At 68.4% G+C, this 24736-nt stretch carries 19 protein-coding genes and 2 pseudogenes; 8 read left to right on the top strand and 13 right to left on the bottom strand.

Annotated elements, in window-relative coordinates; all coding sequences use genetic code 11:
* Nucleotides 1-935 precede the first annotated feature (935 nt).
* The 5 genes and pseudogenes from OG738_RS29080 to OG738_RS29100 form a co-directional block, all read right to left on the bottom strand.
* Nucleotides 936-2224 (bottom strand): annotated as a pseudogene (locus OG738_RS29080) (IS256 family transposase).
* 1718 nt (nt 2225-3942) lie between these two features.
* Nucleotides 3943-4713, bottom strand: coding sequence for an enoyl-ACP reductase FabI (fabI, locus tag OG738_RS29085; RefSeq protein ID WP_329045619.1), 771 nt, complete (start codon nt 4711-4713; stop codon nt 3943-3945).
* 11 nt (nt 4714-4724) lie between these two features.
* Nucleotides 4725-6110: a beta-ketoacyl-ACP synthase 3 gene (locus tag OG738_RS29090; protein ID WP_329045620.1), complete on the bottom strand. Its 1386-nt coding sequence runs from the start codon at nt 6108-6110 to the stop codon at nt 4725-4727.
* A 52-nt stretch (nt 6111-6162) separates the two neighbouring features.
* A complete protein-coding gene (locus OG738_RS29095; RefSeq protein ID WP_329045621.1) occupies nt 6163-6612 on the bottom strand; it encodes a methylglyoxal synthase in 450 nt (149 codons plus the stop codon).
* A 986-nt stretch (nt 6613-7598) separates the two neighbouring features.
* Nucleotides 7599-8303 (bottom strand): hypothetical protein, encoded by a 705-nt coding sequence (locus OG738_RS29100; RefSeq protein ID WP_329045622.1) that lies wholly within the window; start codon nt 8301-8303, stop codon nt 7599-7601.
* 660 nt (nt 8304-8963) lie between these two features.
* Here OG738_RS29100 and OG738_RS29105 point away from each other — a divergent pair.
* Nucleotides 8964-9170: a hypothetical protein gene (locus OG738_RS29105; RefSeq protein ID WP_329045623.1), complete on the top strand. Its 207-nt coding sequence runs from the start codon at nt 8964-8966 to the stop codon at nt 9168-9170.
* Between the two features lie 448 nt (nt 9171-9618).
* A complete protein-coding gene (locus OG738_RS29110) occupies nt 9619-10044 on the top strand; it encodes an FAD-binding protein (protein ID WP_329045625.1) in 426 nt (141 codons plus the stop codon).
* 6 nt (nt 10045-10050) lie between these two features.
* Here the strand turns inward: OG738_RS29110 and OG738_RS29115 are convergent, their stop codons facing one another.
* The 3 genes and pseudogenes from OG738_RS29115 to OG738_RS29120 all read right to left on the bottom strand — a co-directional run bounded on the left by OG738_RS29115 (nt 10051) and on the right by OG738_RS29120 (nt 13011).
* On the bottom strand, nt 10051-10407 hold the full coding sequence (locus OG738_RS29115) for a hypothetical protein (protein WP_329045627.1): 357 nt from the start codon (nt 10405-10407) through the stop codon (nt 10051-10053).
* Between the two features lie 277 nt (nt 10408-10684).
* Nucleotides 10685-11032, bottom strand: a pseudogene (locus OG738_RS44755) (MmgE/PrpD family protein); the annotation flags it as partial.
* Between the two features lie 350 nt (nt 11033-11382).
* Nucleotides 11383-13011, bottom strand: a complete 1629-nt coding sequence (locus OG738_RS29120) for a molybdopterin dinucleotide binding domain-containing protein (RefSeq protein WP_329045629.1) — start codon at nt 13009-13011, stop codon at nt 11383-11385.
* A gap of 27 nt (nt 13012-13038) precedes the next feature.
* Here OG738_RS29120 and OG738_RS29125 point away from each other — a divergent pair, with 27 nt between their 5' ends.
* Nucleotides 13039-13893 carry an SAM-dependent methyltransferase gene (locus OG738_RS29125; protein ID WP_329045631.1) on the top strand — a complete coding sequence of 285 codons (855 nt, stop codon included), beginning with the start codon at nt 13039-13041 and terminating at the stop codon, nt 13891-13893.
* A 318-nt stretch (nt 13894-14211) separates the two neighbouring features.
* On the opposite strand, the gene OG738_RS29130 is transcribed toward OG738_RS29125, so the two are convergent.
* From OG738_RS29130 to istA, 3 genes are all read right to left on the bottom strand, one after another.
* Nucleotides 14212-14658 carry an ATP-binding protein gene (locus tag OG738_RS29130; RefSeq protein WP_329045632.1) on the bottom strand — a complete coding sequence of 149 codons (447 nt, stop codon included), beginning with the start codon at nt 14656-14658 and terminating at the stop codon, nt 14212-14214.
* Between the two features lie 502 nt (nt 14659-15160).
* Nucleotides 15161-15949, bottom strand: a complete 789-nt coding sequence (istB, locus tag OG738_RS29135; protein WP_325021275.1) for an IS21-like element helper ATPase IstB — start codon at nt 15947-15949, stop codon at nt 15161-15163.
* Nucleotides 15949-17466 (bottom strand): IS21 family transposase, encoded by a 1518-nt coding sequence (gene istA / locus OG738_RS29140; protein ID WP_329045635.1) that lies wholly within the window; start codon nt 17464-17466, stop codon nt 15949-15951. The genes istB and istA overlap by 1 nt, the downstream gene beginning before the upstream one ends.
* Before the next feature lie 304 nt (nt 17467-17770).
* On the opposite strand from istA, the gene OG738_RS29145 reads away from it, so the two are divergent.
* Entirely contained in the window at nt 17771-18265 is a 495-nt protein-coding gene (locus tag OG738_RS29145) for an SAM-dependent methyltransferase (protein WP_329056876.1), read from the top strand.
* The gene (locus tag OG738_RS44760; protein ID WP_442875818.1) at nt 18223-18846 is read left to right on the top strand and encodes an alpha-amylase family glycosyl hydrolase; all 624 of its coding nucleotides are present in this window, start codon (nt 18223-18225) and stop codon (nt 18844-18846) included. The genes OG738_RS29145 and OG738_RS44760 overlap by 43 nt, the downstream gene beginning before the upstream one ends.
* Here the strand turns inward: OG738_RS44760 and OG738_RS29150 are convergent.
* Together OG738_RS29150 and OG738_RS29155 are read right to left on the bottom strand one after the other, a co-directional pair.
* Entirely contained in the window at nt 18732-20564 is a 1833-nt protein-coding gene (locus tag OG738_RS29150; protein ID WP_329056878.1) for a hypothetical protein, read from the bottom strand. The two genes, OG738_RS44760 and OG738_RS29150, sit on opposite strands and share 115 nt — an antisense overlap.
* A 409-nt stretch (nt 20565-20973) precedes the next feature.
* The gene (locus tag OG738_RS29155) at nt 20974-21687 is read right to left on the bottom strand and encodes a hypothetical protein (protein ID WP_329045637.1); all 714 of its coding nucleotides are present in this window, start codon (nt 21685-21687) and stop codon (nt 20974-20976) included.
* A gap of 97 nt (nt 21688-21784) precedes the next feature.
* Here OG738_RS29155 and OG738_RS29160 point away from each other — a divergent pair, with 97 nt between their 5' ends.
* From OG738_RS29160 to OG738_RS29170, 3 genes are read left to right on the top strand one after another with little or no spacing between them, the layout of a single operon-like run.
* The gene (locus OG738_RS29160) at nt 21785-22081 is read left to right on the top strand and encodes a phosphopantetheine-binding protein (RefSeq protein WP_329056879.1); all 297 of its coding nucleotides are present in this window, start codon (nt 21785-21787) and stop codon (nt 22079-22081) included.
* On the top strand, nt 22078-24378 hold the full coding sequence (locus OG738_RS29165; protein WP_329045639.1) for a non-ribosomal peptide synthetase: 2301 nt from the start codon (nt 22078-22080) through the stop codon (nt 24376-24378). Before OG738_RS29160 ends, OG738_RS29165 begins: the two co-directional genes overlap by 4 nt.
* Entirely contained in the window at nt 24375-24590 is a 216-nt protein-coding gene (locus OG738_RS29170; RefSeq protein ID WP_329045641.1) for a hypothetical protein, read from the top strand. Before OG738_RS29165 ends, OG738_RS29170 begins: the two co-directional genes overlap by 4 nt.
* Nucleotides 24591-24736: the final 146 nt, after the last annotated feature.

Below are 24736 nucleotides of genomic sequence, written 5' to 3' on the forward strand. Positions count from 1 at the left end.
ATCGGTGGGCCCAGGTCACATACGGTCTTCACTTGAGGTATTCGGCGTCCGCTGCCGGATGCCGACCGGCAGACGCCCCGAACACTCGCAGCGCACGCTGCATGCCGCAATGCCCGAGCCGGGTGATTCCGGCACTGGTGACTCGGTCTGCGGTAACCGTCCTGTCGGCAGGCCACGGGCTTCGGCGCCACGACGTTCAGCTCGTTGTAGCTGCCCGAACGCGTCGACAAGCCCTGGCGTGAGAACACCTCGTCGCGCTTGGCGTGCGTCACCGCCGACGGCACCGGATCACGGTCCTCGCTCGAGCTCAACACAGCAACCACCCTGCCCGGCAGTTCCCGCCCGGCCCCGCGCCCTCCGCAATTGACCTGCACGGATACGCTCGACAGAATCCGGCACGGACGAGCCCGAGATGTGCCCGAGAGGTCTCGCACACGTCGACAGAACGCGGTATAGTCCGACACAAGTGATGGCCGTTGACCAGCCGAAAAGGTCTTGTCCGACATCACTCGACATCACTCGACACCTCCCGACACCCCAAAACGCGTTCTCTTAGTCAGCGGGTTGAGATACCGGCGGTATCTAAAGATCGTCGCTCGAGCACAGTGCTCCGTCAGATGCCCGGGCGTGTCCGACTCATACTTTGCTCGAACGATCCTGACAAGCTGGCGCACTTGACCAGCCGTCGACACACGCAGCCGATAAAGGCTGAATTGAACCGTCCCTTGCACAGCCAACAACTCAAGTTGTCGCGTTGAGCTGAGGCTCCGGTGCAGAGTTGGCAGTCAAGCCCATCGCGCGGCACACTGACACTAGTGATCCGTTTGGATGACTAACGCCCTCCCACGTCAACGCACGTGGAGGCTACGTGTCCACACCGTCGAGCGTCGACGAGAAGGCGGGAGCAATAGTCAAGACCTGTGGATGAAGATCTTTTAGGCGGCTGCGGGTGGGGTGTGTTCGGTGGGGCGTTCGACGAGTTTGCCTGCCTCGAACCGTGCGCCGGCACGGACGAGGGCGACCAGGTGGGGCGCGTTGACCGCGCGCCAGCGAGCCTGGGCCGCTTCGATGAGCTTGAATGCCATCGCCAACCCCGCCGCGCGGGAGCCAGGACCCTTGGTGACCTTGGTGCGGTGCCGCACGGTGGCGAAGGTTGACTCGATCGGGTTCGTGGTCCGCAGGTGGATCCAGTGCTCGGCCGGATAGTCGTAGAACGCCAGCAGCACGTCAATGTCGTCGGTGATCTTGGCGGCGGCCTTGGGGAACTTCGCGCCGTAGGCGGCATCGAACGCCTTCACCGCGTCCAGGGCGTGCCGGCGGTCTTCGGCGTTCCAGATCTGCGCGAGGGCCTTCTTCGCCCCGGGATGCGCGGACTTGGGCAGCGCCGCCAGCACGTTGGCGATCTTGTGGAACCAGCAGCGCTGCTCCCGGGTCTCGGGAAACACCTCCCGCAGCGCGCCCCAGAACCCCAGTGCCCCGTCGCCCGCGGCCAGCACCGGGGCACGCATCCCGCGGCGGCGGGCATCGCGCAGCAGATCCGCCCAGGACTCGGCCGACTCGCGGTACCCGTCAGCCAGCGCGACGAGCTCCTTGCGGCCGTCGGCGCGCACCCCGATCATCACCAGCAGGCACAGTTTCTGCTCTTCCAGGCGGATGTTGACGTGGATCCCGTCCGCCCACAGATAAACAAAGTCCACAGTGGACAGATCACGTTCGGCGAAGGCGCGTTGTTCGGCCTTCCACTGCTCGGTCAGCTTCGTGATCACCGGACCCGACAGGCCCTTCGCCGACCCGAGGAACTGACCCAGCGCCGGCACGAAGTCCCCCGAGGACAGGCCGTGCAGGTACAGCAAGGGCAGCACCTCGGTGATCTTCGGGGTCTTGCGTGCCCACGGCGGCAGGATCGCCGAGGAGACCGCTCGCGTTCGCCGGTGTCGGGGTCGATGCGCTTGTCGTTGACCCGCGGCGCGGTCACCTGCACCGCGCCCGCGCTGGTCAGCACCTCGCGCGGTTCGTGGTGACCGTTGCGCACCACCAGGCGATGCCCGTTCTCATCACGCTCGCCGGCGAACCGGGCGATATAGGCCTCGACCTCGGCCTGCAACGCCTCGGCCAGCATCCGCCGCGCGCCTTCACGCACCAGCTCATCGATCACCGACGACACGGACGAGCCGCCCGCCGCACCATCATCACCAGCAGCAGGATCAGGGACTACGCTCAGCATCGGGTCGTACCTTCCCGGCCGACGTTGGCGCGTCGGCCATGCTTGGAAACCTCATCCGGTCACCGGGAAGGTACGCCCCCTTCCCAGCCATCCACAGGTTTCAAGCATTGCTCGACGTCGGCGCTGCGGACCGCTCGGGTCAACTCGGCGACGCACGCAAAATCCGGAACACGTTTCCTCGGCCGATCACTGGCGTGGTTTCGCACATCGGGCACTTCCCCTTGCGGGACCCCTGCTCCGATGTCGACGACGGTGCACCGGGAAGGCTTTCCCGGTGCGGCCACCGCGGGGCGGCCAGTCCCCTCGCCCTGCGGGGAGTCGTCGCCGACCACGGAGCGCAAACCTCAACCTTCGACCCGGTGCACGGTCAAGGCGCCGATTCAGCGTTGCTCTACTTCGGGTAGTGTTTTTCCCGGATTCGGGGCGAGCTGGGGCCGACGAGCGGCGAAGTCGAGTGATTCGCGGTCTTCGGCATGCCGGGACCCGCCGGCAGTCCTACGCTCGGCCGACGGCTGATCCGGCTCGACCCGCTGATCGCGCCGACCGAACAAGATCATCTTGTCACCACACTGCACCCTCCGCAACCAAACGCCGATGAGGGACTCCATCGATGCACGCAGACCTGGCCCCGGGCAACGCCCAAAGTCGACACCTCGTGTCGCTTCAACACCAATTGCGCCTGCTCGCGGCGACGATGACCGTGGCGCCGGAGTCGGCGGAGGTCGTGATCATGCTAACCGGGGTGGCAGTGACCACCGCCCGTGCCGAGGTCGATCTAGCCGACTGCGCTCCGGAGGTCGTCCTCCTGGTTCGCCAGGCACTGGGCTCGGCGACCGAAGGCCGATACGAAGCAGCTTGCACCGAGCTCATCTCGGCGCACGGCAGGCTCGCAGAGCTCCGGCGGAGCCGGGCGAGAGCGTCCGGCCCTTTCACGGGCGAAGGTTCGCCGGCGCCCGAAGACACCCCGGTTCGAACCGCCCGGCCTCGCTCGCCCGCACCTCGGGTGCGTCCGCTTGCACCGCGACCGCAAGGTTGGCCTCAGGCCTGAGCACGCGGTGGATTCCACGACAACGGGACACGACCACGCCGGGTCAGTGGCCCGTTGCCTCGGCGACGGCGTCCAGGGCCGTCCGGTCGGCATGCGTGCTGTTCGAGCGGGGTTCACCCGGTCCGCGGTCCGGCGCCGCACGGACGACTCGGGCCACCTCGTCGAATATCGGCGTCGGCTCGGCCTTCGCGGATGTCGGTTCGGCGTTCGTCACCGCGCTTCCCGGTTTGCCGGTAGCGCGTTCACGGCCGGCGCAGCCAGCGGATCCAGCCTGGACGGCGCACTGGAATCCCGGTACCGCACGACTCCGCGCCGATCACCTGGGGCACCGCAAAACGCACCAGCACGTCGACTCTTCGGACGCCATGTCGGAATCGTCAAGATCATCGGCTCCGGTCGTTCTTCCACCTCGGTTCACAGGGCCTCTGTGAACCTTTGCGCGCCACGTCAACTGTGGTCACGTCGTGCTCGGCCACTGTCTCGAATTCGATTCTCCCAGGCACCGGCTGCTGATCAACCCGGCTCACCCGGCCGCGTGCACCCCGCCTGGATCTTCGACCAACCTGGGTGACGGCGGGCCCGATGCTCATGACCACACGGTCACCAACACTGCTCTGTTCGATCGGTCCGGGCAAAGCCGGCCACCGCCACCCGGCACGGCCCGCCGCGTTCAGACCGGAGCGAGGGCGAGGACTCCGCCGTCGGCGGCGATCAGCGAACCGGTCGTGGCCGGCAACCAGTCGGAAAGCACGGCACAAACGGTTCTCGCGACCGGGCCGGGGTCGGCGGCGTTCCAGCCGAGCGGCGCTCGCGCCGTCCAGCCTTCCTCCAGTCCGGTGAACCCGGGGATGGCGGAAGCGGCAACGGTTCGCAGTGGACCGGCGGTCACCAGGTTCACCCTGATGCCGTCGCGGCCCAGGTCCCGGGCCAGGTAGCGGTTGACGCACTCCAGCGCGGCCTTGGCCACGCCCATCCAGTTGTAGGCGGGCCACGCCGCCTGGCCGTCGAAGTTCAGGCCGACGATCGCGGCGCCTGGGCCGAGCAGCGGCTTGACGGCGACGACCAGCGACTTGAACGAGAAGGCAGACACCTCGATCGCCACCGAGACGTCCTCGCGGGGACTGTCGAGGAACGGGGCGCCGAGGCAACTCGGCGGGGCGAAACCGATTGCGTGCAACACGCCGTCAAGGCGGTCGGTGTGGTCGCGCACCCGCGCGGCAAGCGTGTCGAGGTGCGTTGCGTCCTGGACGTCAAGTTCGACGACCGGCGCCGGCCGCGGCAGCCGGTTCGCCACCCGCTGGACCAGAGAGAGCCGGCCGAATCCGGTCAAGACTACATCGGCCCCTTGCTCCTGAGCGTGCTTCGCGGTGTGGAAGGCGATGGAAGCCTCGGTGAGCACACCGGTGATGAGCAGCCTTTTTCCTGCGAGCAGGCCGGTCACAAAGTTCTCCTTCACGACGGATCCGGTGGTCGGGAAAAGGTGGGCCAGGTCAGCAGTGCGGATCCCCAGGTGGTCCCGGCGCCGAAGGCGGTGAGCAGAACTCGCTGCCCGGCTTGCAGGTTCCCCGCGCCCGCGGCGGCGGCGAGGGCGAGCGGGATCGAGGCTGCGCTGGTGTTGCCTGTCCGCCCGAGGGTGATTACCAGGCGGTCCGGGGCCAGCCGCAGGCGTTTCGCGGTCGCCTCGAGAATCCTGCTGTTGGCCTGGTGCCCCACCAGCCGGTCCAGACCGGACACCGGAATACCGGCCGCCGCCAGCACGGCGAGGGCTGACTCCGCCATGCGTGTGCACGCGTGCCGGAAGACTTCGTTGCCCCGCATCTTCAGGAAGTGGTCCCGCGGATCGTCGGAGGCGCGCAGCCGGCTGCCGCCGGCGGGCACGAACAGCATTTCGGTGTGTTCTCCGGCGCTGTGCAGATCGAAGGGGCCCAACGCGCCGGGCTCCCGCGCCGACCCGGCGCGGACGACCACGGCCCCTGCTCCGTCGCCGAAGAGTGGCGCGGTCGCGCGGTCCGCCGGATCGCACAGCCTGCTGAAGACATCGGCCCCGACGACCACGACGCGCCCGGCGAGCCCGGCGGCGATCATGCCGGCTGCCACGGCCAGTGCGTAGACGAATCCCGTGCATGCCGCGTTGACATCGAAGGCCGGAATGCCGGAGAGACCGAGGGCGGCGGCTACCCGCGGTGCGCCGGCCGGACACAGGTGGTCGGCGGTGACGCAGGAGACGACGACCTGCATGGGCTTCGGCGGTGCGGTGTCGTCGACGGCGAGGGCGACGGTGGCACGGTCGGCGGGGGCGAGGGTTTCGATGGCCCGGCAGGTGGCTGTGCTGATCGCCTCCATGTTGCCCAGGGTGCCCGGTCCGGCCGATGGGGCGGCGATGGTCGCGACCACCGTGGCCTCGGCCACTCGGGCGAAACAGGCGATGGCGTAGACGATGGGGACGGCCACCTGGCCGGCGCAGGACACCGTGCTGATGTTGGGTGCGCCGAGATGCTCGTCGAGGTTGACCGCGGGGATGACCGGCTTGCCGCAGGCGGCGGGGGTCAGGTCGATCGCGGTGATCCCGGCTTCGGTGTAGCGCGGCGCGTTGGCGGTGTGGACGTCCGCGGAGGTCGCCTCGAACACCAGCCCCGGGCGGTCCGGGTGGTCCAGGAGCCATTCGATGCCCTCCGCGCTGACCTGCAACCCCTCCGCGTGCGCGCGGTGGAGCCCGGTCGACGCGGGATTCCTGCCGATCATGAACCGGGGCTCCAGTGTTTCCGAGCGCATCAGTTTGTACATCAGGTCGGTCCCGACGTTTCCGGGTCCGACAATCGCCACGGGTGTCTTCGTCACGATAAACCTTTCATTTTCGCGAATTCGCGTGTCCAGGTCGTTCTTCGGTGCTTCAGGGAATATTCGTCATGAGCTGTCGACCACGGGTCCGTGCCGCGCGCGGCCTCGGCACCTTGCTTCGCTCCGCAGCCGCGAGCTGGGTCACGACGGCATCCGCGGTGGTTCGGTTGAGTGCCAGTGGCACGTCGTGGACGCAGCATTGCCGGATGAGCGCACTCACGTCCGGAGCGTGCGGGTGGGCGACAGCGGAATCGATGAAGAAGAACACTGCCGCGACCTCGCCGGCGGCGACAGCCGCCGCGATGGCGACGTCGCCGCCGCTGGGACCGTGTCCGCAGGTCGTCGCCGGAAAATTGGCTTCCCGCAGTCTTTTTCCGGTCCCGTCGGTCGCGATCATATCGAATACGGACAGTGCAACGACATGGTCGCCGACGAACTCCGACATGGTCTGCTTCATGCCGTCATGCGCGATGATCGCAATCAATTTGTTCGAAATTTTCACAGCAAGGTGTGCCTCTCTGGAACAAGCCAACAACCTTGGGGCGGGCCGACTTTTTGACCCGATCAAACGGAGCCTCTGCGTGCAATCAAGCTGAGAACGCATCGCGAAGGCACTCGATGCAGCCAGGATCGGCCATCGCTCAAACCTCAAGCGGCCAAGGTCTGATAATTGCCGACCAATCATATGATCGGAATTCTCCTGACATCCCGACTGTACGCAGACAATGGTGGTGCACCAGCCCCTGACCGGGCGACCAGGTCTGTAGCACGCCGTCGCTCAGTGGGCCCTGCGCAACTCCGGCAGACCAGCCTTCCTCACCATGGAGAACTCCGTTGCTACCTGCTGTGACTGTGATGTCACTGGGCGACGTCGGTGCACCGCGCGGGGACGCCTCCCGTGCCAGGCGTACGGCGTGCGTGCTGTACACGTCGTCCGGACTGACGCGAGCGTGCCCCGGGCTGATAGCGGCCGCGCCTTTGGCGTCCGAGGTGCAGCGGGACGATTCTCGACAGTGCGCTGGCCGAACGGTTCAAGCTGCTCCGGAGCATCTCGGGCCCGGGTGAGGAGTACCCGCCTTCGCGCTTCCGGTCCCGCCCTGGAATCACCCCGGGCGGAAGCCCGGGGTCCCGCTCATTTCGATACCGGGCTCCACCTGGCGGAACTTCGCCGTCATCCACATTCCCTCCGCAACCGAGCGCCAGGCGGGACGTCGGCCTTCCGGAGTTCCGTTCGCGCTGATCATCCTCGGCGCGCCGCGCTTCAGGCCGTGGGCAGAACATCGGATGTTTGACACGATCCGGTGATCCGGTGAAGACCGGCGCGGTTTTGCGGCGTACCTGTCCGTCGATGCGTGATGATCTTGACACGCGGGAAACCGGTGGAGGCCTGACTCCCGCGTCGGCGGGTATCCGGGGGCGAGCTGCCGTCGGGGGGCATTCAGCTCGACCCCGGATACCCTCGCACGGTACAGGCGGCCATGGCCGCGCTCATGCCGCCGCGTCCCGCAGACCGGTACCCGGATCATCCCGTCGCCGCGGGCGGCTCGTCGTGCGGTTTCCGATGATGCATCCGGAGCCACCGGCGAACGCGCCGGGCGCAACGCGCGCTCGCGCTGCCCGCGCCGGCTTGGTAGACGTGCTGCTCCTCTGGGCAATCGGTTCTCTCGCAACATGCGGGACACGGTGATGTGTTCTGAGCGCGTCCGCAAGGCGGGTACGGCCGCGACGACCGCCTCGCCGTGTTCCGGGCGGTCGGGCGCACCAGATCGACCGCGTGGAGCGCGCTCGTTCGCCGGCGTCGCGGTGCCGGATGTCGCGGAGCGCGCGCGGCCGGATTCCCGCACTGATGCTGACCGGATCGAGGGTGTCGAGGACCAGCTCACGCCAATCGGTGGCAGCGAACCAGTCTTCGGCCATCAGATGCGCGGTCCAGCGCAAATAGGCGGGCCAGGTCCGGATCCGCTCAACGGCGATCCGGTAGCCCTCACCCGGTTCGCATTCGTCGTGGGTGATCCGCCACCGGTCCTGCCGGTCGGCGGGCGTGAGGGAGGCACTGGGCGGGGTCCGTTCTCCGCGCCTGCCGCCCGCCGGGTGCCACCACACGGCGCCCGCGCCGTCCTTCATCAGCTGCAGGCACACGTCGCACACGGCGAGCAGGTCCGGCCGCGCCCCGGCCTGCTCAGGTCCGGTCACGGCCGGCACCACGTCCTGCGTTCGTTCCCCGCTCGCCTTCATCCGATGCCGATGCCGATGCCGATGCCGCGAGCCGGGCACCGGCTCTGCCGATCCTTCGTCCGGGGACCGCAAGGCCCGTGTGGCACGACCGGCTTCCGGCGGGCAGACCGACGCTATCGGCAGCCGGGCCGGCCGCCCGCTGCTGTGCTGTCGCCATGCCTTGCTCCCTCGCGATCGCGCGTTGCAGGCTCGTCATACACCGGCGCGTGCGACAGCGCATGGTGAACCCGCGCGGCCGACCGGGTCGGATGAATTTGGTGTCAGCGAGCGGGACGCTCGTTGTCCATCGGCTTCGACTCCGACGAGCCGCCGGGTAGGCGCATGCGTCAGGCCGCCGCTTTCGAGGCCAGTGCTTCCCGAAGCCGCCGGAGGCCACCATCAAAGACGGATACAGCGCATCCTCACGCATCGTAAGCCTACACGGACAGTTCACTTGATCGAGCAGGGTTCACTGCCCCCAATTTCCAGAGTTCGGTAACGGAAGGCGCGCAAACCCCTTCTCGCTGAGCCAAAGCGGTACATAAAGTGCCGCCTCGATTTCATCGGATCGCGGCGGGGCATCAAGAAAAGAGGCCGGTGCGAACTGGTATCCGGGCACGGCTCAGAAAGGCGGTCGACATGAACGAGATTGCTGCCGCAAGGGGTGCGGAGCGGGAAGTTGCGAAGCGCGCGGCCGAACACAACCAGATTGCCTACGCGCAGGTGTACGCAACATTGAGCGTTGCCGCAGCCATCGACCGGCTCGCCACGATACTGGCGGGCCGCGGTGCTGCCGCGGCGGGCGACCACGAATCTCATCCCCGCAGGACCCGAACGCGGCCCTGACCGGCTACCTGCCGCGCTACTGCAGAATAGCTTCGATCTGCCCGCCGGCCAGGACAGGCACGGTGTCCGCACCCGGCGCGCGTAAGCGTCGACCGCGCACCGGTGTTCGGTGCCGTCCCGGCGACAACCGGCACCGATGTCGCCTACACGCCGGCGGCCACTTAAAGCCGGACCTATCCGGTGGCGACAGGCCGTGCCCGGTAGGCAACGCGCGTGCCGTTGCGCAGGTCGCAGAAGAGGCCGTCCACACGACATCCCCGAAGCCGATTTCGCCCTGGTCGTGCAGCAAGGGCAGCCAACACGACCCTGGCGGTCCCAGATCGTCCTCGAGCGGCTGGAGTTCCGCGCGGGCACCGTCCGACTGAAGCGACCATCGGCTTCGCCGGTGCTGTGGACCTCGCCAAGACGACCCGTGCCGAAGAGCAGCAGACCGCGCACCGCGACACGCGTGGCCGACGAATTCGCCGGAGCCGCGGTCCCGGTCACGGCGCCGACCGTCGCCGAGCTCGCCGAACGCATCGGCGTGCCCACCGATGCGCTGGTGCGCACGATCGACGAGTTCAACCGCGCCTGCACGAAGGACGAGAGCACGACGGGACTGACCCCGCCCAAGTCACATTTCGCCGTGCGATTGGACAAGCCGCCGTTCGTCGCCTACCACGCCGTCGCGGGCCTGACGTTCACCTTCGGCGGGGTGCGCATCGACATCGAAGGACGGGCGCTCGACGCCGATGGCGTGCCCGTGCCGGGGCTGTACGCCGCGGGCGAGGCGACCGGCGGCCTGTTCTACGGCGACTACCCCGGCGGCGCCGCGCTCATGCGGGCCGCCGTGTTCGGCCGGGCGGCGGGCAACACCGCCGCGGCCGAGGCTTGAATCTCCTCAGCACGGCTGAAGGGCTCGCGTCAGATCGGCCACCGACCGGGCGCGGTCCAGGCACTGGACGAGATCAAGAATCGCCACACTTCCGGCGTGACCGTAGACCGCGTCGGCGGCAACGTGGAACCGCTGCACGATCTCGTCGACGGTCATCGAGGGAAAGGTGTCCTGCCCGGCGACGAGCACGTGCCCGTCGTCGGGCAGGACCTCGAGCCGTGTCCCGTTGCGCTCCGGAAACCGCGCCGACAGCTCCGGGTCCGCGATGACCCGCGACCGCGCGGCCAGCCGCTTCGCCTCGGGATCTCCGGGGCTTCTCCAGTTCTCGTCGAGGATTCCACCGGCCACGAGCACGGACGCCACGCTGAACTGCACTCAGCCGGCCGGCGAGGACATCACTGAACGGACCGCGGTTGTCGCACCCCGGATACCTGGCCGCCTGCTCGGTGACTCCGATGAGGATGGACTCGACGCGTGCCGGGTCGGGATGGTGCCGCCGCACGATCTCCTCGGCGAGCTGGCACGGACCCTGCACGTAGATGCACGCGGGAGCCGGCTTGTGCACGATGTCGCGGATCGCGAACCGGGTACCGAGTCCTTCGATCAGCCGGCTCGAGCGGTGCCGCGCGCCGAACGCGGCCAGCAACCCCGAAGCGCCCTCGATCGCCTCCTCGGCCGCGGTCAATCCGTCGCGTGCCAGCAAGGCCGACTCGACACCGGTTCGCGCCGCCATCGCCGAGTGCAGCTCGTGCTCCTGCGTACCCGCCCGCGCCCACTCGTTGAGCCCGCACGCCGCGTTGGCCGCCATGCCGAGCGCCGATCGAGTGGCGGGACGATCCAGACACGCCGAGCTGATCGGTAACCTCGGCGTTGCGGCGCCCGTGGGCGATGCACGGGAGGTCTCCGGCTGGGTGTGCTGCCGTTTTGGCGGTGGCGAGCCGTCGGAACCGGCTTCCGTGGAAGACCAGCGGCGGGGTGCCGGCGGCAGTGTGCAGGCGGTGGATCCGGAGCAGGGCGATCAGGTTGGTCGCCGGCGGGGACTTCCTCGCGCAGGGAGCATTCCAGTCACGCGGCCGAGCCGGTGATGAAGACGCTGTGCCCGGTCCGGGTTCCCAGACGATGTCGCGGAACCTGTCGCCGTGTCCGGCGGACAGGTGGCGGACGTCTGTTGCAGCTACGGCGACACCAGCGGCGGTGACAGCGAAACCGAGGTGAAGGAGCTGGCGGCCGGCCCACGGGGCATGCCGTCGACGAGGCGCAGACGGCGGCAACGCCGGAGGGGACGGAACCGAACGCCCTCACACAGGCGGGTTTCGGATGTGACGGGCTGCAGCTCGATCATCGCTGTCCTTTCCGGACCGTGGCTGCCAGGCCTGGACTTGGGAGACGGGGCCGGTGAAGCGTTCGACGTCTGCGACGGCGTGCTGACCGGCGCAGCGCTGGGACAGACGCGAGGAGGGGACGTCGGCGGCGAGAACCGTGGGATTGCTGTGGCCGCAGAGCGGGCCGGTGGGGTGGTCCTCGACCGGGTCGAACCAGGCGCCGGTCGGGAGCTGCGCGACGCCCAGGGCGGGTGGCGTCGTCGACGACGGCGCTGGCGAGGCAGGCGCCGCAGGTGTTGAACACCCGGACCAGGTCGCCCGTGGTGATGCCGCGGGCGACGGCGTCGTGCGGTTTGAGGCGGATCGCCTCGCGCCCCGCGACCTTGCCGGCGCGGCTGACGTCTGCCGCGTTCAGCTCGCTGTGCAGGTGGGTGCGGGGGTGGTTGGCGATCAGCCACAGAGGCCCGGTTTCGCTCGGCGGCAGCGAGACCGGGTGGCCGGGGCAGTCGGGGTGGCCGAAGCCGGCGATGGTTGCGGAGGTGATTTCGATCCGGTCGCTGGAGGTGCACAGGGCGGCGCGGCGATCGGCGCCGCAGTCGGCGAACGGAGTGTGGTGTTCGTCGCCGGATGGCGGACGGAGTTTGCCCCGGGGGCCCAGAATTCGGCGAAGGCCGGAGGTTTGGCGCCAGTTGGTGTATAGGCGTTCGAGCCATTGCTGACGTGTCCGGACGAGGGAACACAGACGACACGGGGTGAGGGTTCGGCACGGTCGACGCGGACTTGACGGCGGACCAGCTCGAGTAACCGGCGCACGACGTCGTCGCGGCATCGCCGCCGACGATCGATCGGGTCGACGTCGCTGTCGCCGCGCGGGAGATGGCGGCGACGGGAGGGCTCCCCGAAAGCCGTGGTTTCGACCGGCGTGGCCCTGGGGCGCTGGGGAGCGCAATGCGGGGTAGATACCCTTCACGCGGGGGAGAGACCTTCGGGGCCGGGCAGATTGGATCGGATGTCCTCGGGGGCGTTGAACGGGGTCAGGCCGGGGTCGGCGGATGCCATCCCCGTGCTGCTCGTCGAGCGGCCTCGCGTGCTCTGGCTCGCTGGCTCCCTGCTGGTGGGAGACGGACCAGGGGTCGTCGGGATCCGCGCGGGCGGTCGGCGTAGCTGTTCCTCGCGGATCTCCTGCTCGGCGGCGAGAACCTCCTGCGTCACGGTCGGCATCCGACGCAGCCGCCGGCTTTCCAACCAGCGCCGCGTGATCGCGGCAGGGGAAGCCCGCCGACTTAGGGCATGGCGGTCGTCCGCGCACTCGCCGCTCTGGGGCAGCGGTCCCTCCCCGGGGTACGTGCTGGCGGCCTGCCTGCTCGACAAGCGGAAACGGCCGACTCGCCGAAGCCGCGCTGCGCCTCCTGACCCGCGGGTCGCGGCGCGTGCAGGCATCCCCGAGGCGATGACACCATCGCCGGTGATGATCGAAAAGCTGCTCACCGGCGGCCGCACCGGGTAGCAGCCGTAGCTGACCCGCAGGAAGGGAGGTCTGCCTCGAGTCGGCGGCGGCGGTGTCGGGCCGGAAACGTGTAGTTGACACGGCAAAGGCCAGATGGGCGCCGTGTACGACGAACCGCCAGGTCAGCGCGTCGTTCATCCGGTAATGGTGTTGTACCCTCCCCGGATGGAGCCGAACGAAGATGCCGCGCCGATAGCGCCGGCCGGTGTCGACACGGATAAGCCGTCCGCTGCGCGGATCTATGACTGGTACCTCGGCGGGACTCACAACTGGGCGGTGGACCGCGAGTTCGGCAAACGTGCCGTGCAGCTGTGGCCGGGGATGCCGGCGATGGCCCGGCAGAACCGGGCCTTTATGAACCGGGTCGTGGAGGCCGCGCTGGACGCGGGTATCCGCCAGTTCATAGACCTCGGCTCTGGGGTGCCGACGGTCGGCAACGTGCACGAGATCATCCGGCGCAAGGTTCCGGAAGGTGAGGACGCGACCGTGGTCTACGTCGACTATGAGCCGGTCGCGGCCGCCCATTCCACCGTGATCTTGGAGAAGGACGAGGCGACCGACTGGGCCGGGCTGGTGCAACGCGACCTGCGTGACCCGGAAGCGATCTTCGAGGACGAGGCCACCCGCGCGTTGATCGACTTTGCTGAGCCGGTGTGCGTGCTGCTGATCGCGGTCATGCACTTCATCGGCCCACACGACCGGCCCGCCCGGATCGTCGAAACGTACCGTTCGCGCGTGGCTGCGGGTAGTTGGCTGGCGATCTCCCATGCCAGCATCGAGAACGCCCCGGAAGAGGACACGGTCGGGGTCCGCCAGATGATCGCCAACTACCGCAACACCAGCAATCCCATGTGGCTGCGGGATCGTGCCGAGTTCGCGCCGTGGTTCGGCGACTGGACGATGCTCGACCCCGGCATCACCCGTTTGCCGGACTGGCGACCCGACGAAGAGCCCGACGACGACATCCGCAAAGCCAGCGTGTTCGGCTGGGGAGGAGTCGCGGAAAAACCCCGCCCCTGAAGGAACAGGACGCCGCAGTGATCCGGCAGCCCATGGCGGACATTTCGGCGTGCAGGTGCGCGACCTACCGCTCATCCTCAGGAGCTAGACGGTGTCCGTGCCCCATGAGGACGGCTCAGCCGGACGGAAAGCATGGAAGGTTCCGGCGCTCCTTGTCCGGACCGGTCAGTGCGCCGTGCCGCCCCGAACGGAGCGTCGGCGCACGGAGACCGCCGAGCCGGCCGAGGAACGAGCGGTGCCCGCGCGCGACCTGGACGTACCGAACGCGCTTGCGACGGCGCAGCCCCGCGTGCGCGATGCCGGCTCCGGGCGTTGATGTCACCGCGGCGGTGCACCGTGCTCAGGCCGTCGCCAGGGCCACCTCATCCGCACGGTGGTGCCGGTGGGCGTGCTGGTGATGCCGGCCTCGGGAGTGACCGCCCGGATGATCGGGATACCGCGGCCTCGGAGAGGGCGGCTGTCGCCGTCACGCCAGCGGCCGCTGTCGGAAATGGTGACCGTGATGGCGCCGGATTCGCGATGGGCAGCGACGGTCATGGTGCCCACTGTGTCGTCGGGGTAGGCGTGCTCGACCACGTTGGCCATCGCCTCGTAGGCGGCGAGTTTGAGGTCCTGGGCCAGCTCCGCGGGCATGTCGCAGCCGCGGGCCCAGTCGACCAGGATGTCGCGGAGGATCGCCGCCTGGGCGGCGACAGCGGCGACTTCACACACCAGGCTGTCGCGGGATCGTCGCGCTGGCTCGTCCACTGCGTCGGGCAACGTCACCACGGTCTCGCTTTCTGTTGAACGGGCGAACCCGGTCTACCAGCCCCGAGATGGCCAACTATCAACGACGAAAAGGTGGGCACTTACACGGCCATGCGACACCATACGCTACGGAGCGTGATCAGCGCCTCAGCCCTTGACCGTGATGGCGCGAGTGGCCGATTGGCCACTCGCGCCAAAGCCGGGAACCGCGGCTGCCACGTCGCGGCCCTCGACCGTGTCACTGCGGCACGCCCAGTGGACGCCCACCGCAGTGAGCGAACCGCTGCCCGAACGCCGTGACCTGAGGCGAGGTCCAGGACGTCAATCGGCTGCGCCCCCTGTCGACGTGCTCGCGCACGTCGCCGGGAGATTGCCTGGAGGCCATCCCCGCGACGCGCGCGAATCCAGTGTCAATGGTCAGTTTTTCCTCCCCGTAGGCGGCCAGATGTTCTCCCCGCTGGCGGCCAAGCGGACGTCCCCGCTCACGGCCAGATATTTCCCCGCCTGGGTAGGACTCAGATCAACGCAACGGCCTGACCCCCTGTCCGGAGGTAGCTTGGGCGAGCCGGAAGCTGTCACCTTGGGTGACGACGACGTGCGCGTGGTGCAGGAGCCGGTCGACCGTGGCGGTGGCCAGGGTTTTCGGCATGATCTCGTCGAATCCTGAGGGGTGCAGGTTCGAGCTCACGGCTAGCGCGCGGCGTTCGTAGGCGGCGTCGACCAGCCGGTAGAACCCTTCAGCTGCGTCGGGGCTGACCGGCAGCAGCCCGATGTCGTCAATGATGATCAAGTCGGTGCGGATCAGCCGGGCCAGGGCTCGGGTGATGGAGTCGTCGACCCGGTGCCGGCGCACGAGTGCGCCTAGGTCTTCGATGGTGAACCAGGCGACGGTCAGCCCCGCTTCGATCGCAGCTTGGCCGAGGGCTTCGCAGAAGTGTGATTTGCCGGTCCCGGACGGTCCGCAGATGCAGAGGTTTTCCTTGTTCCGCACCCATTCCAGGGTCTTCAGCGAGTCTTGGGTGGGGCGGGCGATGGAGGAGGCTTGCTCGTCCCAGTCGCCGAAGGTCTTGCCTGCGGGGAACGCGGCGCGTTTGCGCCGCGTTCGCAGGTTCGCGGCGTCGCGGCCGGCGGCTTCCTCGGCGAGCAGGACCCGCACGACCTCGGCCGGGTCCCAGCGTTGTGCCTTCGCGGTCGGGATCAGGTCGGTCAACGCGCGCCGCAGGTGCGGCAGTTTCAGCCGTTTCGTCAGCGCGACGGCTTCGGCGAGGGGGTCACCGGCGGGGCCGGCGACGCGCAGTCCAGAGGTCATCACACGTCACTTTCAGAGTCGTTGTCGCTGGTGGGGAGGCCGAAGCTGGACCAGGCCGAGGTGCCCGGCTGGAGGCTGTGGTCCTCACTGGCCCGCGAGGGTTCGGCGGTGTCGCGGCCGGTGTTGTGGGTCAGGATGCGGATCAGGTCGTTCTCGGCGAACCGCCCGGCGATCGCCGCGATCCCCAGCGCCCGATCAACCTCCTCGGCGGGATGCAGCTTCGCCAGGGTGACTGCTTCGGCCATCTTCGGGCGGATCCGACGCGCGCCGGTGGCCGCGGCCTCGGTCAACCAGGCTGCCGCGCCGCTGCCCAGCGCCAGGAACGCCGCCTCCTCCGCCGAGCTGGCTCGCGGGGTCCGGTCGCCGTGGTGATCGGGGCGTGGTGGGTAGTGCTCGTCCTTGATCGACGGGTTGCCCGGTGTCGAACGAGCGTGCCGGGCGACCTCGGCGGGGCCGTTGTCATCGACCGAGGTGACGATCAGGTCGTCGCCGTGGAAGCGGACCCAGACCCGGGTGTCGACCAGCTGGTGCGGCACCGAATACCGCACGCCCTCAACGGAGACGGTGCCGTCCCAGTTGACGCGCCGGGTGGTGCCGAACGCGACAGTGAACGGCTTACGGGTCAAGGGATGCAGCCGTTGGCGTTCCTCCGCGAGCGCTTCAACGGGGCGGCGGTGGGTCTCGCGGTGCGGCCGGTCGTTGACCTGCTCACAGAACTCCCGGCAGGCTGTCTCGAGCTCGCCGAAGCTGCGGTACTCCTCCAGCAGGTTGGTGTCGGTGGGCACCAGATCGGCCTTCGCGATCCGGACCGTCGCCTCCGACCCGCCCTTGGTCTGCGGGTCCGCCGGGATGCAGGTGCGGATCGTCATCCCGTAGTGCCGGCCCACTTCGACGATGTCGGGGTTGCGGACCGCGATCGCCGCGATATGGTCCACCGACACTGTCTTTTCGTTGTCGGTCAACGCATACGTCGGAACACCGCCGATTCGTCGCAGGGTGGTGTCCAGGCACGCCACGATCGTCGGCAGGGTCTTGTCCATCACCGGGATCACCACCCGAAACCGCGACCACGCCAGCCACGCACACCACAGCTGCGTCTGCCTACCGGCGATTTTCGGTCCGTGGCCCCAATCCCACTGCAACCACAGTCCGGGCTCCACGATCCACGGCCGGAACACTCGCCGCTGACCGGCCCGCAACCGCTGTTTCACCTGCGCCACCACCCGTCGGGTGGTGCGTTCACCTCCGGTGAAGCCCATCGCGGTGATCCGCTGATGCACCACATCAGCGCGGACCCGGCCGTTGGAGCGCACCACCAGCTCCTCGATCTTCGGCAGGTACTCGTCGATCGGGCGAACGCGGTGCTCCCGCGCGACCGGTGCTTCACCGGCCTCCCGCAGGGCTACATACCGCGCGACGGTGTGGTGGTCACACCCCGCGAGCTCCGCCGCGGCGCGGTAACTCCCCGTGAGGTCATACGCCTCGAGGATCTCCATGATCTCCCTGCTGCTCTTCACGTCGCGCAGCCTTGCCGCACGACATCCCGGACGATCTACCGGGGAGATATCTGGCCGTCCACGGGGAACCCGGTGGCCATCAGCGGGGCCTTATCTGGCCGCCTATGGGGAGTATTCACTGGCCACGGACAATCCAGGTCACCGGTCATCGTCGGCCGACGTGACGCCATTACGGGTGATCGCGGGTGTCGATCTTGCGCCGGTCGGACAGCCCAGCGAGGTGAGCGATTCACCGGTGGTTGCCATACTCTCGGCGTGACGACGGGACCCGGGAAGATCGATCTGTGCGAAGTGTGCGGTGTCTGTGGCGGGTGGGCGAATTCCCGAGGGCGTTGACATCAGGTTGCCCAGCGCCGCCCGGGTCTACGACTGGCTCCTGGGCGGCAGCCACAACTTCGACGCCGACCGCGCCGTCGGTGAAAAGGTCATGGCGGTCCTGCCGTCGGGTCGGCAGGTCGCCGCGTCCAACCGGGCGTTTCTGCGCCGCGCGGTGCGGTACATGATCACCCAGGGCATCACCCAGTTCTTGGGCCTGGGTTCCGGCATCCCGACCGTCGGCAACGTGCACGAGGTGGCCCAGCACGCGGATCCCGGACGCCGGGTCGTGTACGTGGACTACGACGAGGTCGCCGTCGCCCACAGCCGCCTCATCCTCGAGGGCAACCCGAACGCCACCGTGGTCGCGGCCGACCTGTGCCGCCCGCATGCGGCGCTGACCTCGCCAGACGTGCAGACGACGACGAAGTCGACGTCCCCATGGGACAACGCCGGGCCCGGGCGTCCACGCTCGCGCTGCTGACCCTGCCCGGTTCCCAGTTCCTGTACCAGGGCGAGGAATTCGGCCTGCCCGAAGTGCTCGACCTCCCGGGGGGACCGGTGCCAGGACCCAGCCTGGAACGGGTCCGGCGGAGCCGACTACGCCGCGACGGCTGCCGTATGCCGCTGCCCTGGTCCGCCGACGGCGCGAACTTCGGGTTCTCCCCGCCGGGTACCGCCGCGGCGCCCTGGCTGCCGCGACCGGACTGCTTCGCCGCGCACGCGGTGGACGGCCAGATCGGTGTCGACGGCTCCACCCACTCGCTGCACCGGGCGGCCCTGCGGCTCAAGCGGACCGCGGTCGCGGCGGGGGAGACCTCGGTAACGAGTGGTCCCCGGCAACGCTGCCGCCTGGCTCGGGTATCCGCCGGCACAACAGCGCCGAGGCGGACCCCGCTGATGGGTGTCCGCCTCGGCACTGTCTGGTCACCGGTGTTGCCGGGTGGTGGTCACTTGGGGCCGACCGTCCAGCTCGCCGTGTTGTTGGTGGTGATCGGATCGGTGGTCGCGGAGCCGACCTTGTCGGTGGCCGTCTGGATCTTCTGGTTGCCCTGGAAGAAGTAGACGACCTGGACCGAGCGGTTGGCCGCCGCGGCCAAGGTGGCGTAACTGCACGTCACGGTGGTGGCCGTGCCGGTCGCCGTGTGGGTGCACGCGGCTCCGCCGTTGTCGGAGACGTAGTTGCCGACCTTGGTGCCGGGCAGGGTGATGGTCAACACCGCGGCCTGCGCGTCGGACGGGCCGTTGTCGGTGATCGTCGCGGTGTAGGTCACCGTGCTGGATGGCTGGTACACGTGCGATGGTGCGGTGATCGCCGCGGCCAGGTCGGCGCTGGTCTGCACCTTGGTCGGGGCGGTGGCGGCGTTGTTGGCGCCGTTGGGATCGCCGCTGCTGGTGCTGACGGTCGCGGTGGTGGTCAGGGTGCTGCCGCTGGGTGCGGAGGGACTGACCAGGACCTGGGTGTAGACGGTGACGGACTGCCCGGGATCCAGGTCGTTGAGCTGACACTGGATCTGGTGCGGGTTGCCCACCACCTGCGCGCAGGTGCCGGCTCCACCGTTGGAGATGCTCGCCGACTGGAAGGTGACGTTGTTGTCGAGGTTTTCCAGCAGCGTCGTCGTCCGGGCGGTGGACGGCCCGGTGTTGCTGACCGTCGCCGTGTAGGTCAGCGAGGTGCCGGCGGTCACCGGATCGGGCGAGTCGGCCAGTGCGACGCCGAGGTCGGCCTGGGTGGCGACCGTGGTGTCGGTGTGCGCGAAGTTGTTCGAGTTGTTCGGATCGAGCGTCGCGCTGCTGACCGAGGCGTCGGCGTGCAGTGTCCCGGTGGTGCGCGGCCCGACGGTCGTCACGATCGTCATGGTCGCGGTGGCACCGGGGCCGAGCAGATCCAGCCCGCAGGTGGCCGGCTGGAACGGATCGCCGGGCACCCCCGTGTTGCAGCTCGAGCCGGACGGCAGGGTGATCGACGTGACGCTCACCCCGGCGGGCAGCGCGTCCTTGAGCACCACGTTCTTCGCCGTCGACGGACCGGCGTTGCGCACGGTCACCGCGAAGGTCAGCGTCTGGCCCGCGATCACCGGGTTCGGGTCGGCCGTGGCCGAGGTGATCTGCAGGTCGGCCAGCGCGGTCACCGGCAGGGACGCGCTCTGGCTGTTGTTGGCGCTGTTCGGGTCAGGCGTGTCCGCGGTCGCGGTGGCCTTGTCGCTGATGGTCTGGCCTTCGCTGGCGATGTAGCCCACCACCAGGGTCGCCCGGCCCGGCCCGCCCGGAGTGGCCGGTCCGAGGTTGCCGAGCTGGCAGGTGATCGACGCGCTGGTCGTGTTCGGCGGCGGCAGCGCACCGCAGCTGCCCTGGCTCGGGGTCGCCGAGCTCATGGTGAACGAGCCGTCGGAGGTCGCGGTGTCGGTGAGCGCGATGTTGCGCGAGGTGGACGGGCCGTTGTTGTCGACGTAGATCGTGCACTTGCCGGATTGCCCGGCCAGCACACTGGTGTCGCAGGACTTGTTGACCGCGAGGTCGGCCTGCTCGTTGACGATCACGGACGCCGACGCGGAGTTGTTGCCCGTGTTCGGGTCGAACTGGTCCGCGCTGACCGTCGCCGTGTCGGTGACCGTGCCCGGCCCGGAGCTGGGCACGTCGTAGCCCGCATCGAGCTGGGTGCGGATCTGGATCGGCACCGACGCGCCGGACGCGAGCGTGCCGAGGTCACACCGCACGTGCTGGCCGGTGATCGTGCAGTTCGGCGGGGTGGCGACCGCGAACGGGACGTCCCCGGCGGGCAGGTCGTCGAGCGTCCGATGCCCGCCGTGTCCTTGCCGGTCTGCGACCCGCTGCCGTCCTTGATCCTGAGCTCGCCCTGCGGCAGCAGGCCGAGCGGGTCACCGGCGAGGCGCCCGCTGGCGCGGATCGACGGGTAGATCTTCGGGTCGAGCGCGGTCGGCGTGGCCGGTGCGCTGGACACGCTGTAGCCGAGCGCGACGTTGCCCGCCTTGTCCATCGCCATGCTGCCCATCCACCGGTGCGCGTTGTCCGGTGCGTAGGTGCCCTGCTGGTACAGCGTCCAGTTCGGGCTGCCGGAGCGGCGCAGCTCGTACCAGCGGACCCCCGCGTGGCCGGCGCCGTCGACGTTGACGGTGTGGTTGACCACCATCGTCTCGTGATCGCCGAAGTTGCGGTACTGCAACCGGAACATCAGCCGGTCCGACAACGGATCGAGAGTCTGTGTGGTGTCCGGTTGCGGGATCCCCGACAGGCTCGAGTTGAAGTTCGCGACGGGTCACGTCGGGCAGCTGGGTGATCGTCGAGTTCGCGGGAACCTGCCAGTCGACGTGCATCGCGAAAACTGCGCAAGGTGTTTCCGCCGGTGAAGCGGGTGATCGTTTCCGGTGCGCCGAACGCGGGCAGCGTAGCCCCGTCGAGGTCGGCCGGCAGCAGCTGGTTGTCGCTGCCCAGGTGGGAGAAACCGTCGCCGTTGTTGAGCCCGAGTCCGGTGTCGCAGCCGAAGCAGACGAAACCGGCCGGATTGCCGTTGAGCATGTTCGCGCGGTCGAAGGCGTACACCCCGCCCGGTCCGGCGTCGCCGTTCCAGTTGAAGGTGAAGTAGTAGCCGTCCGGCCAGATGCCCATCTTCGGGTAGTCGTTGAAACGCTGGTTGCTGACCAGGAAGTCGTACAGATACCAGCCTCCGGTCACCGGGTCCGCGGTCTTCGACACCGCGATGCACTGGTGGAACGGCGCGATCGGGTTGTTGCTGCTGTCCACATTGAACGCGAACTGGCTGATCACCCAGCGGTCGGCGAGCGCGTCGTGGCGGACGACACCGTCGCCCCTGTTCGTGGTGACACACAGGCTGGTGGCCGGCTGGAAGGCCGACCACAGGCCATTGGTCGCCAGGGGTGTCGGCACCGGCGGGGTCCCTGCGGTCAGCAGCCCACTCCCGGGATTGCGTTTGTCATAGATCTGGATCGAGGGCCGGAAGCCGCGTACTCCCCGGGAACAACAGCTGTGCGAGCTGTACGCGGAGATCCTGGCACTGCCCGAGGTCGGTATCGACGACAGCTTCTTCGACCTCGGTGGGCACTCGCTGCTCGCCGCCCGGCTGCTGGCTCGGATCCGGACGGCGATGAACGTCGAAGTGTCGATTCGCGACCTGTTCAACTACCCCACCGTGGCCGGGCTGACCACCTCGGCGAACTTCGAGGCCGGTCGGTCCCGGCCGATGTTGCGGCGTCGTACGCGTGAAGGGCAGCTCCTGCACCCGCGACGAAATTCCGCTGTAGCCGAAGGAGCACAGCCGTGATCCCTCTTTCGTTCGCCCAACGGGGACTCTGGTTCCTCCACCAGCTGGACCCGAAGGACACCGCGTACCACGTCCCGATGGTTTGGCGGTTCTCCGCCCCGCTCGACGAACCCGCGCTCGCTTCGGCACTGCACGACGTCGTACTCCGGCACGAAAGCCTGCGCACCCGCTTTCCATCCGTGCACGGAGAACCCAGCCAGCACGTGGTACCCGCCGCGGAACTGGCCCCGATCCTGACATCCGTGCCCGCCCAGGTGGCCGATCCGATAGTGCGTGAGGTCGTGGAGCGCCCGTTCGACCTGGCTATGGACATCCCGCTGCGTGCCGAGCTCGTCTGGACAGGCGCCGACGAGGGCGTGCTCGCCGTGGTGGCACACCACATCGCTTTCGACGGCTGGTCCGAGGACGTGTTCTGGCGCGACCTCGGCACCGCCTACGCGACCCGCACAGCAGGCGAAGCGCCGTCCTGGCCGGAGCTGCCCGTGCAATACGCCGACTACACGCTGTGGCAGCACGAACTGCTGGGCAACGGTGAAGAAGCGGGCAGTCTCCTGGCGAAGCACCTGGACTACTGGCGTTCCACCCTGGCCGACGCATCCCGGGAAACGGGCCTGCCACTCGATCGCAGGTCGCAGGACGCCACCGCCCGTGAAGTCGCCTTCGAGATCGAACCGGCCGTGCACCGGGCTCTGCTCGAGCTGGCGTCGTGCACCGGCACCACGATGTTCATGATCACCCACGCCGCGATCGCGGCACTGGTGACACGTCTGGGAGGCCGCACCGACCTCTCGCTAGGCACCGTCGTTTCCGGCCGGTCGGACGAGGCGTTGCACGATCTGGTCGGCTACTTCACCAACACTCTGGTCCTCCGTACCGACACATCAGGGGACCTCACCTTCGCCGACCTGCTCCAGCAGATCCGCGAAGTCGACCTGTCCGCGTTCGCGAACCAGGAGGTGCCGTTCGAGAAGGTCGTCGAAGCCGTCAATCCGGTTCGTCTGCAGGACAGCACGCCGCTGTTCGAGATCTTTTTCCAGTACGGCTCACCGTACCTGCCGATCCTCGACATGGGCGGGATCGAGCTGCACGAGGTGACGTTCGAGAACAAGACCGCAACATTCGACCTGAACATCTGCCTCAACGAGGAACGAACCGCAAACGGTGAGCCGGGAAGAATTCTGGGCACGATCACGTATCGAGCCGACCTGTTCGACGGCGGCACGATCACCACCATGGCGAACGGACTCGTGCGGACGCTGGAGTCGGCGGCAGCGGATCCCGATGTCCGGATCCGCGTGATCGAGGTGGTCGACCCCCGGGAGCGTCACCGCTTGCTGAAGGAGTGGAACGACACGGCACGCCCACGCCGGGACGTATCGGTGGCCGAACTCGTCGAGGCGCAGGTCGGGCGAACTCCGGAAGCCCCGGCGGTGGAGGACGACGGTGTCCTGCTGAGTTACCGGGAGCTGAACGAGCGTGCCAACCAGCTCGCCGACGAGCTGATCCGGCGGGGAGCCGGGCCGGAGCGGATCGTCGCGGTGATGGCGAACCGTTCGGCGGAACTGGTGGCCGCCGTGCTGGCCGTTCTCAAGGTCGGCGCGGCGTACCTCCCGATCGATCCGGCCTATCCGGCCGAGCGGATCGCGACCATGTTCGCCGATGCCGCGCCTGCGATGGTGCTGACCACGACCGGCGCCGCGGGTGACCTGCGCACCCCCTGCGCTCGTTTGCTGCTGGACAGCACCGCGACGGCCTCTGGTGCCGGGAGCAACCCCACGGATGCGGAGCGAGTGACACCACTCCTGGCCGAGCACCCGGCCTACGTGATCTACACCTCGGGTTCCACCGGTACTCCCAAGGGTGTCGTGATGACGCACGGTGCGTTGGTGAACCTCCTGACTTGGCGCTGTGCCGGGGCGCCGACCGGTCAGGATCTGCGTACCGCGATGTTCACGATGATCAGCTTCGACGTGTCCGTCGTCGAGATCCTCGCCACGCTGCTGTGCGGCGGTTGCCTGGTGATACCGGACAACGACACCCGTCGCGACATGAGGTTGTTCACTCATTGGCTCGATGCCTACGCAATCACCGAACTCAATGCGCCGGCTCCGGTCATCGACGCGGTCTGTGAAGCTTCGATCAGTGCTGGTCTCGATCCAGGGTGCAACAGCTGGTCAAAGGCGTGGGGGAAGCAGCCGGCACACCCGGCACCGACGAACATGAGGCCTTGCGCCTGGTGGAACGCGACCTTGGGACGGCAATGGGACGGAGCGAGCTGCTCAGTGCAACCGGTTTGACCGACGACGAGCGGTTGTCACGTGCTTTCGGCGGGATCCTTTCGATGGGTGTCTCGGAACGGTTCTCCAGGGGTGATCTCGACGTGGCGGCTGGGTTCGCGGTCGACGAGCCCGAGAAGGAAGTGGAGTGCTTGATCGCACTCCAGGCGTTCAACGTCGAAGATGGCCTTTACACGCCCGAGCCGACGCTGGTCAGGTGCTGGCCAGAGTGAGTCGGGCTGTGGCGAACGACCGGTTCCTCGTGGTGCGCGGAGTGTTGCGCTTCACGAGGACCGGTCGACTGGCCAAACGACTCTTCGGCGTGACGCTGTGAGAAGCCGGGCGAGCTCTTGCTGCGCGAGGTGCTCCGAGGTCGCTG

The organism is Amycolatopsis sp. NBC_01488, from assembly GCF_036227105.1.
Classification (GTDB): Bacteria; Actinomycetota; Actinomycetes; order Mycobacteriales; family Pseudonocardiaceae; genus Amycolatopsis.

Coding starts and splice junctions, on each gene's coding strand:
- OG738_RS29105 (WP_329045623.1), top strand. CDS start 8,964: ATGAACGAGATTGCTGCCGCAAGGGGTGCGGAGCGGGAAGTTGCGAAG.
- OG738_RS29120 (WP_329045629.1), bottom strand. CDS start 13,011: ATGAACGACGCGCTGACCTGGCGGTTCGTCGTACACGGCGCCCATCTG.
- OG738_RS29125 (WP_329045631.1), top strand. CDS start 13,039: ATGGAGCCGAACGAAGATGCCGCGCCGATAGCGCCGGCCGGTGTCGAC.
- istB (WP_325021275.1), bottom strand. CDS start 15,949: ATGACCTCTGGACTGCGCGTCGCCGGCCCCGCCGGTGACCCCCTCGCC.
- OG738_RS44760 (WP_442875818.1), top strand. CDS start 18,223: ATGGGACAACGCCGGGCCCGGGCGTCCACGCTCGCGCTGCTGACCCTG.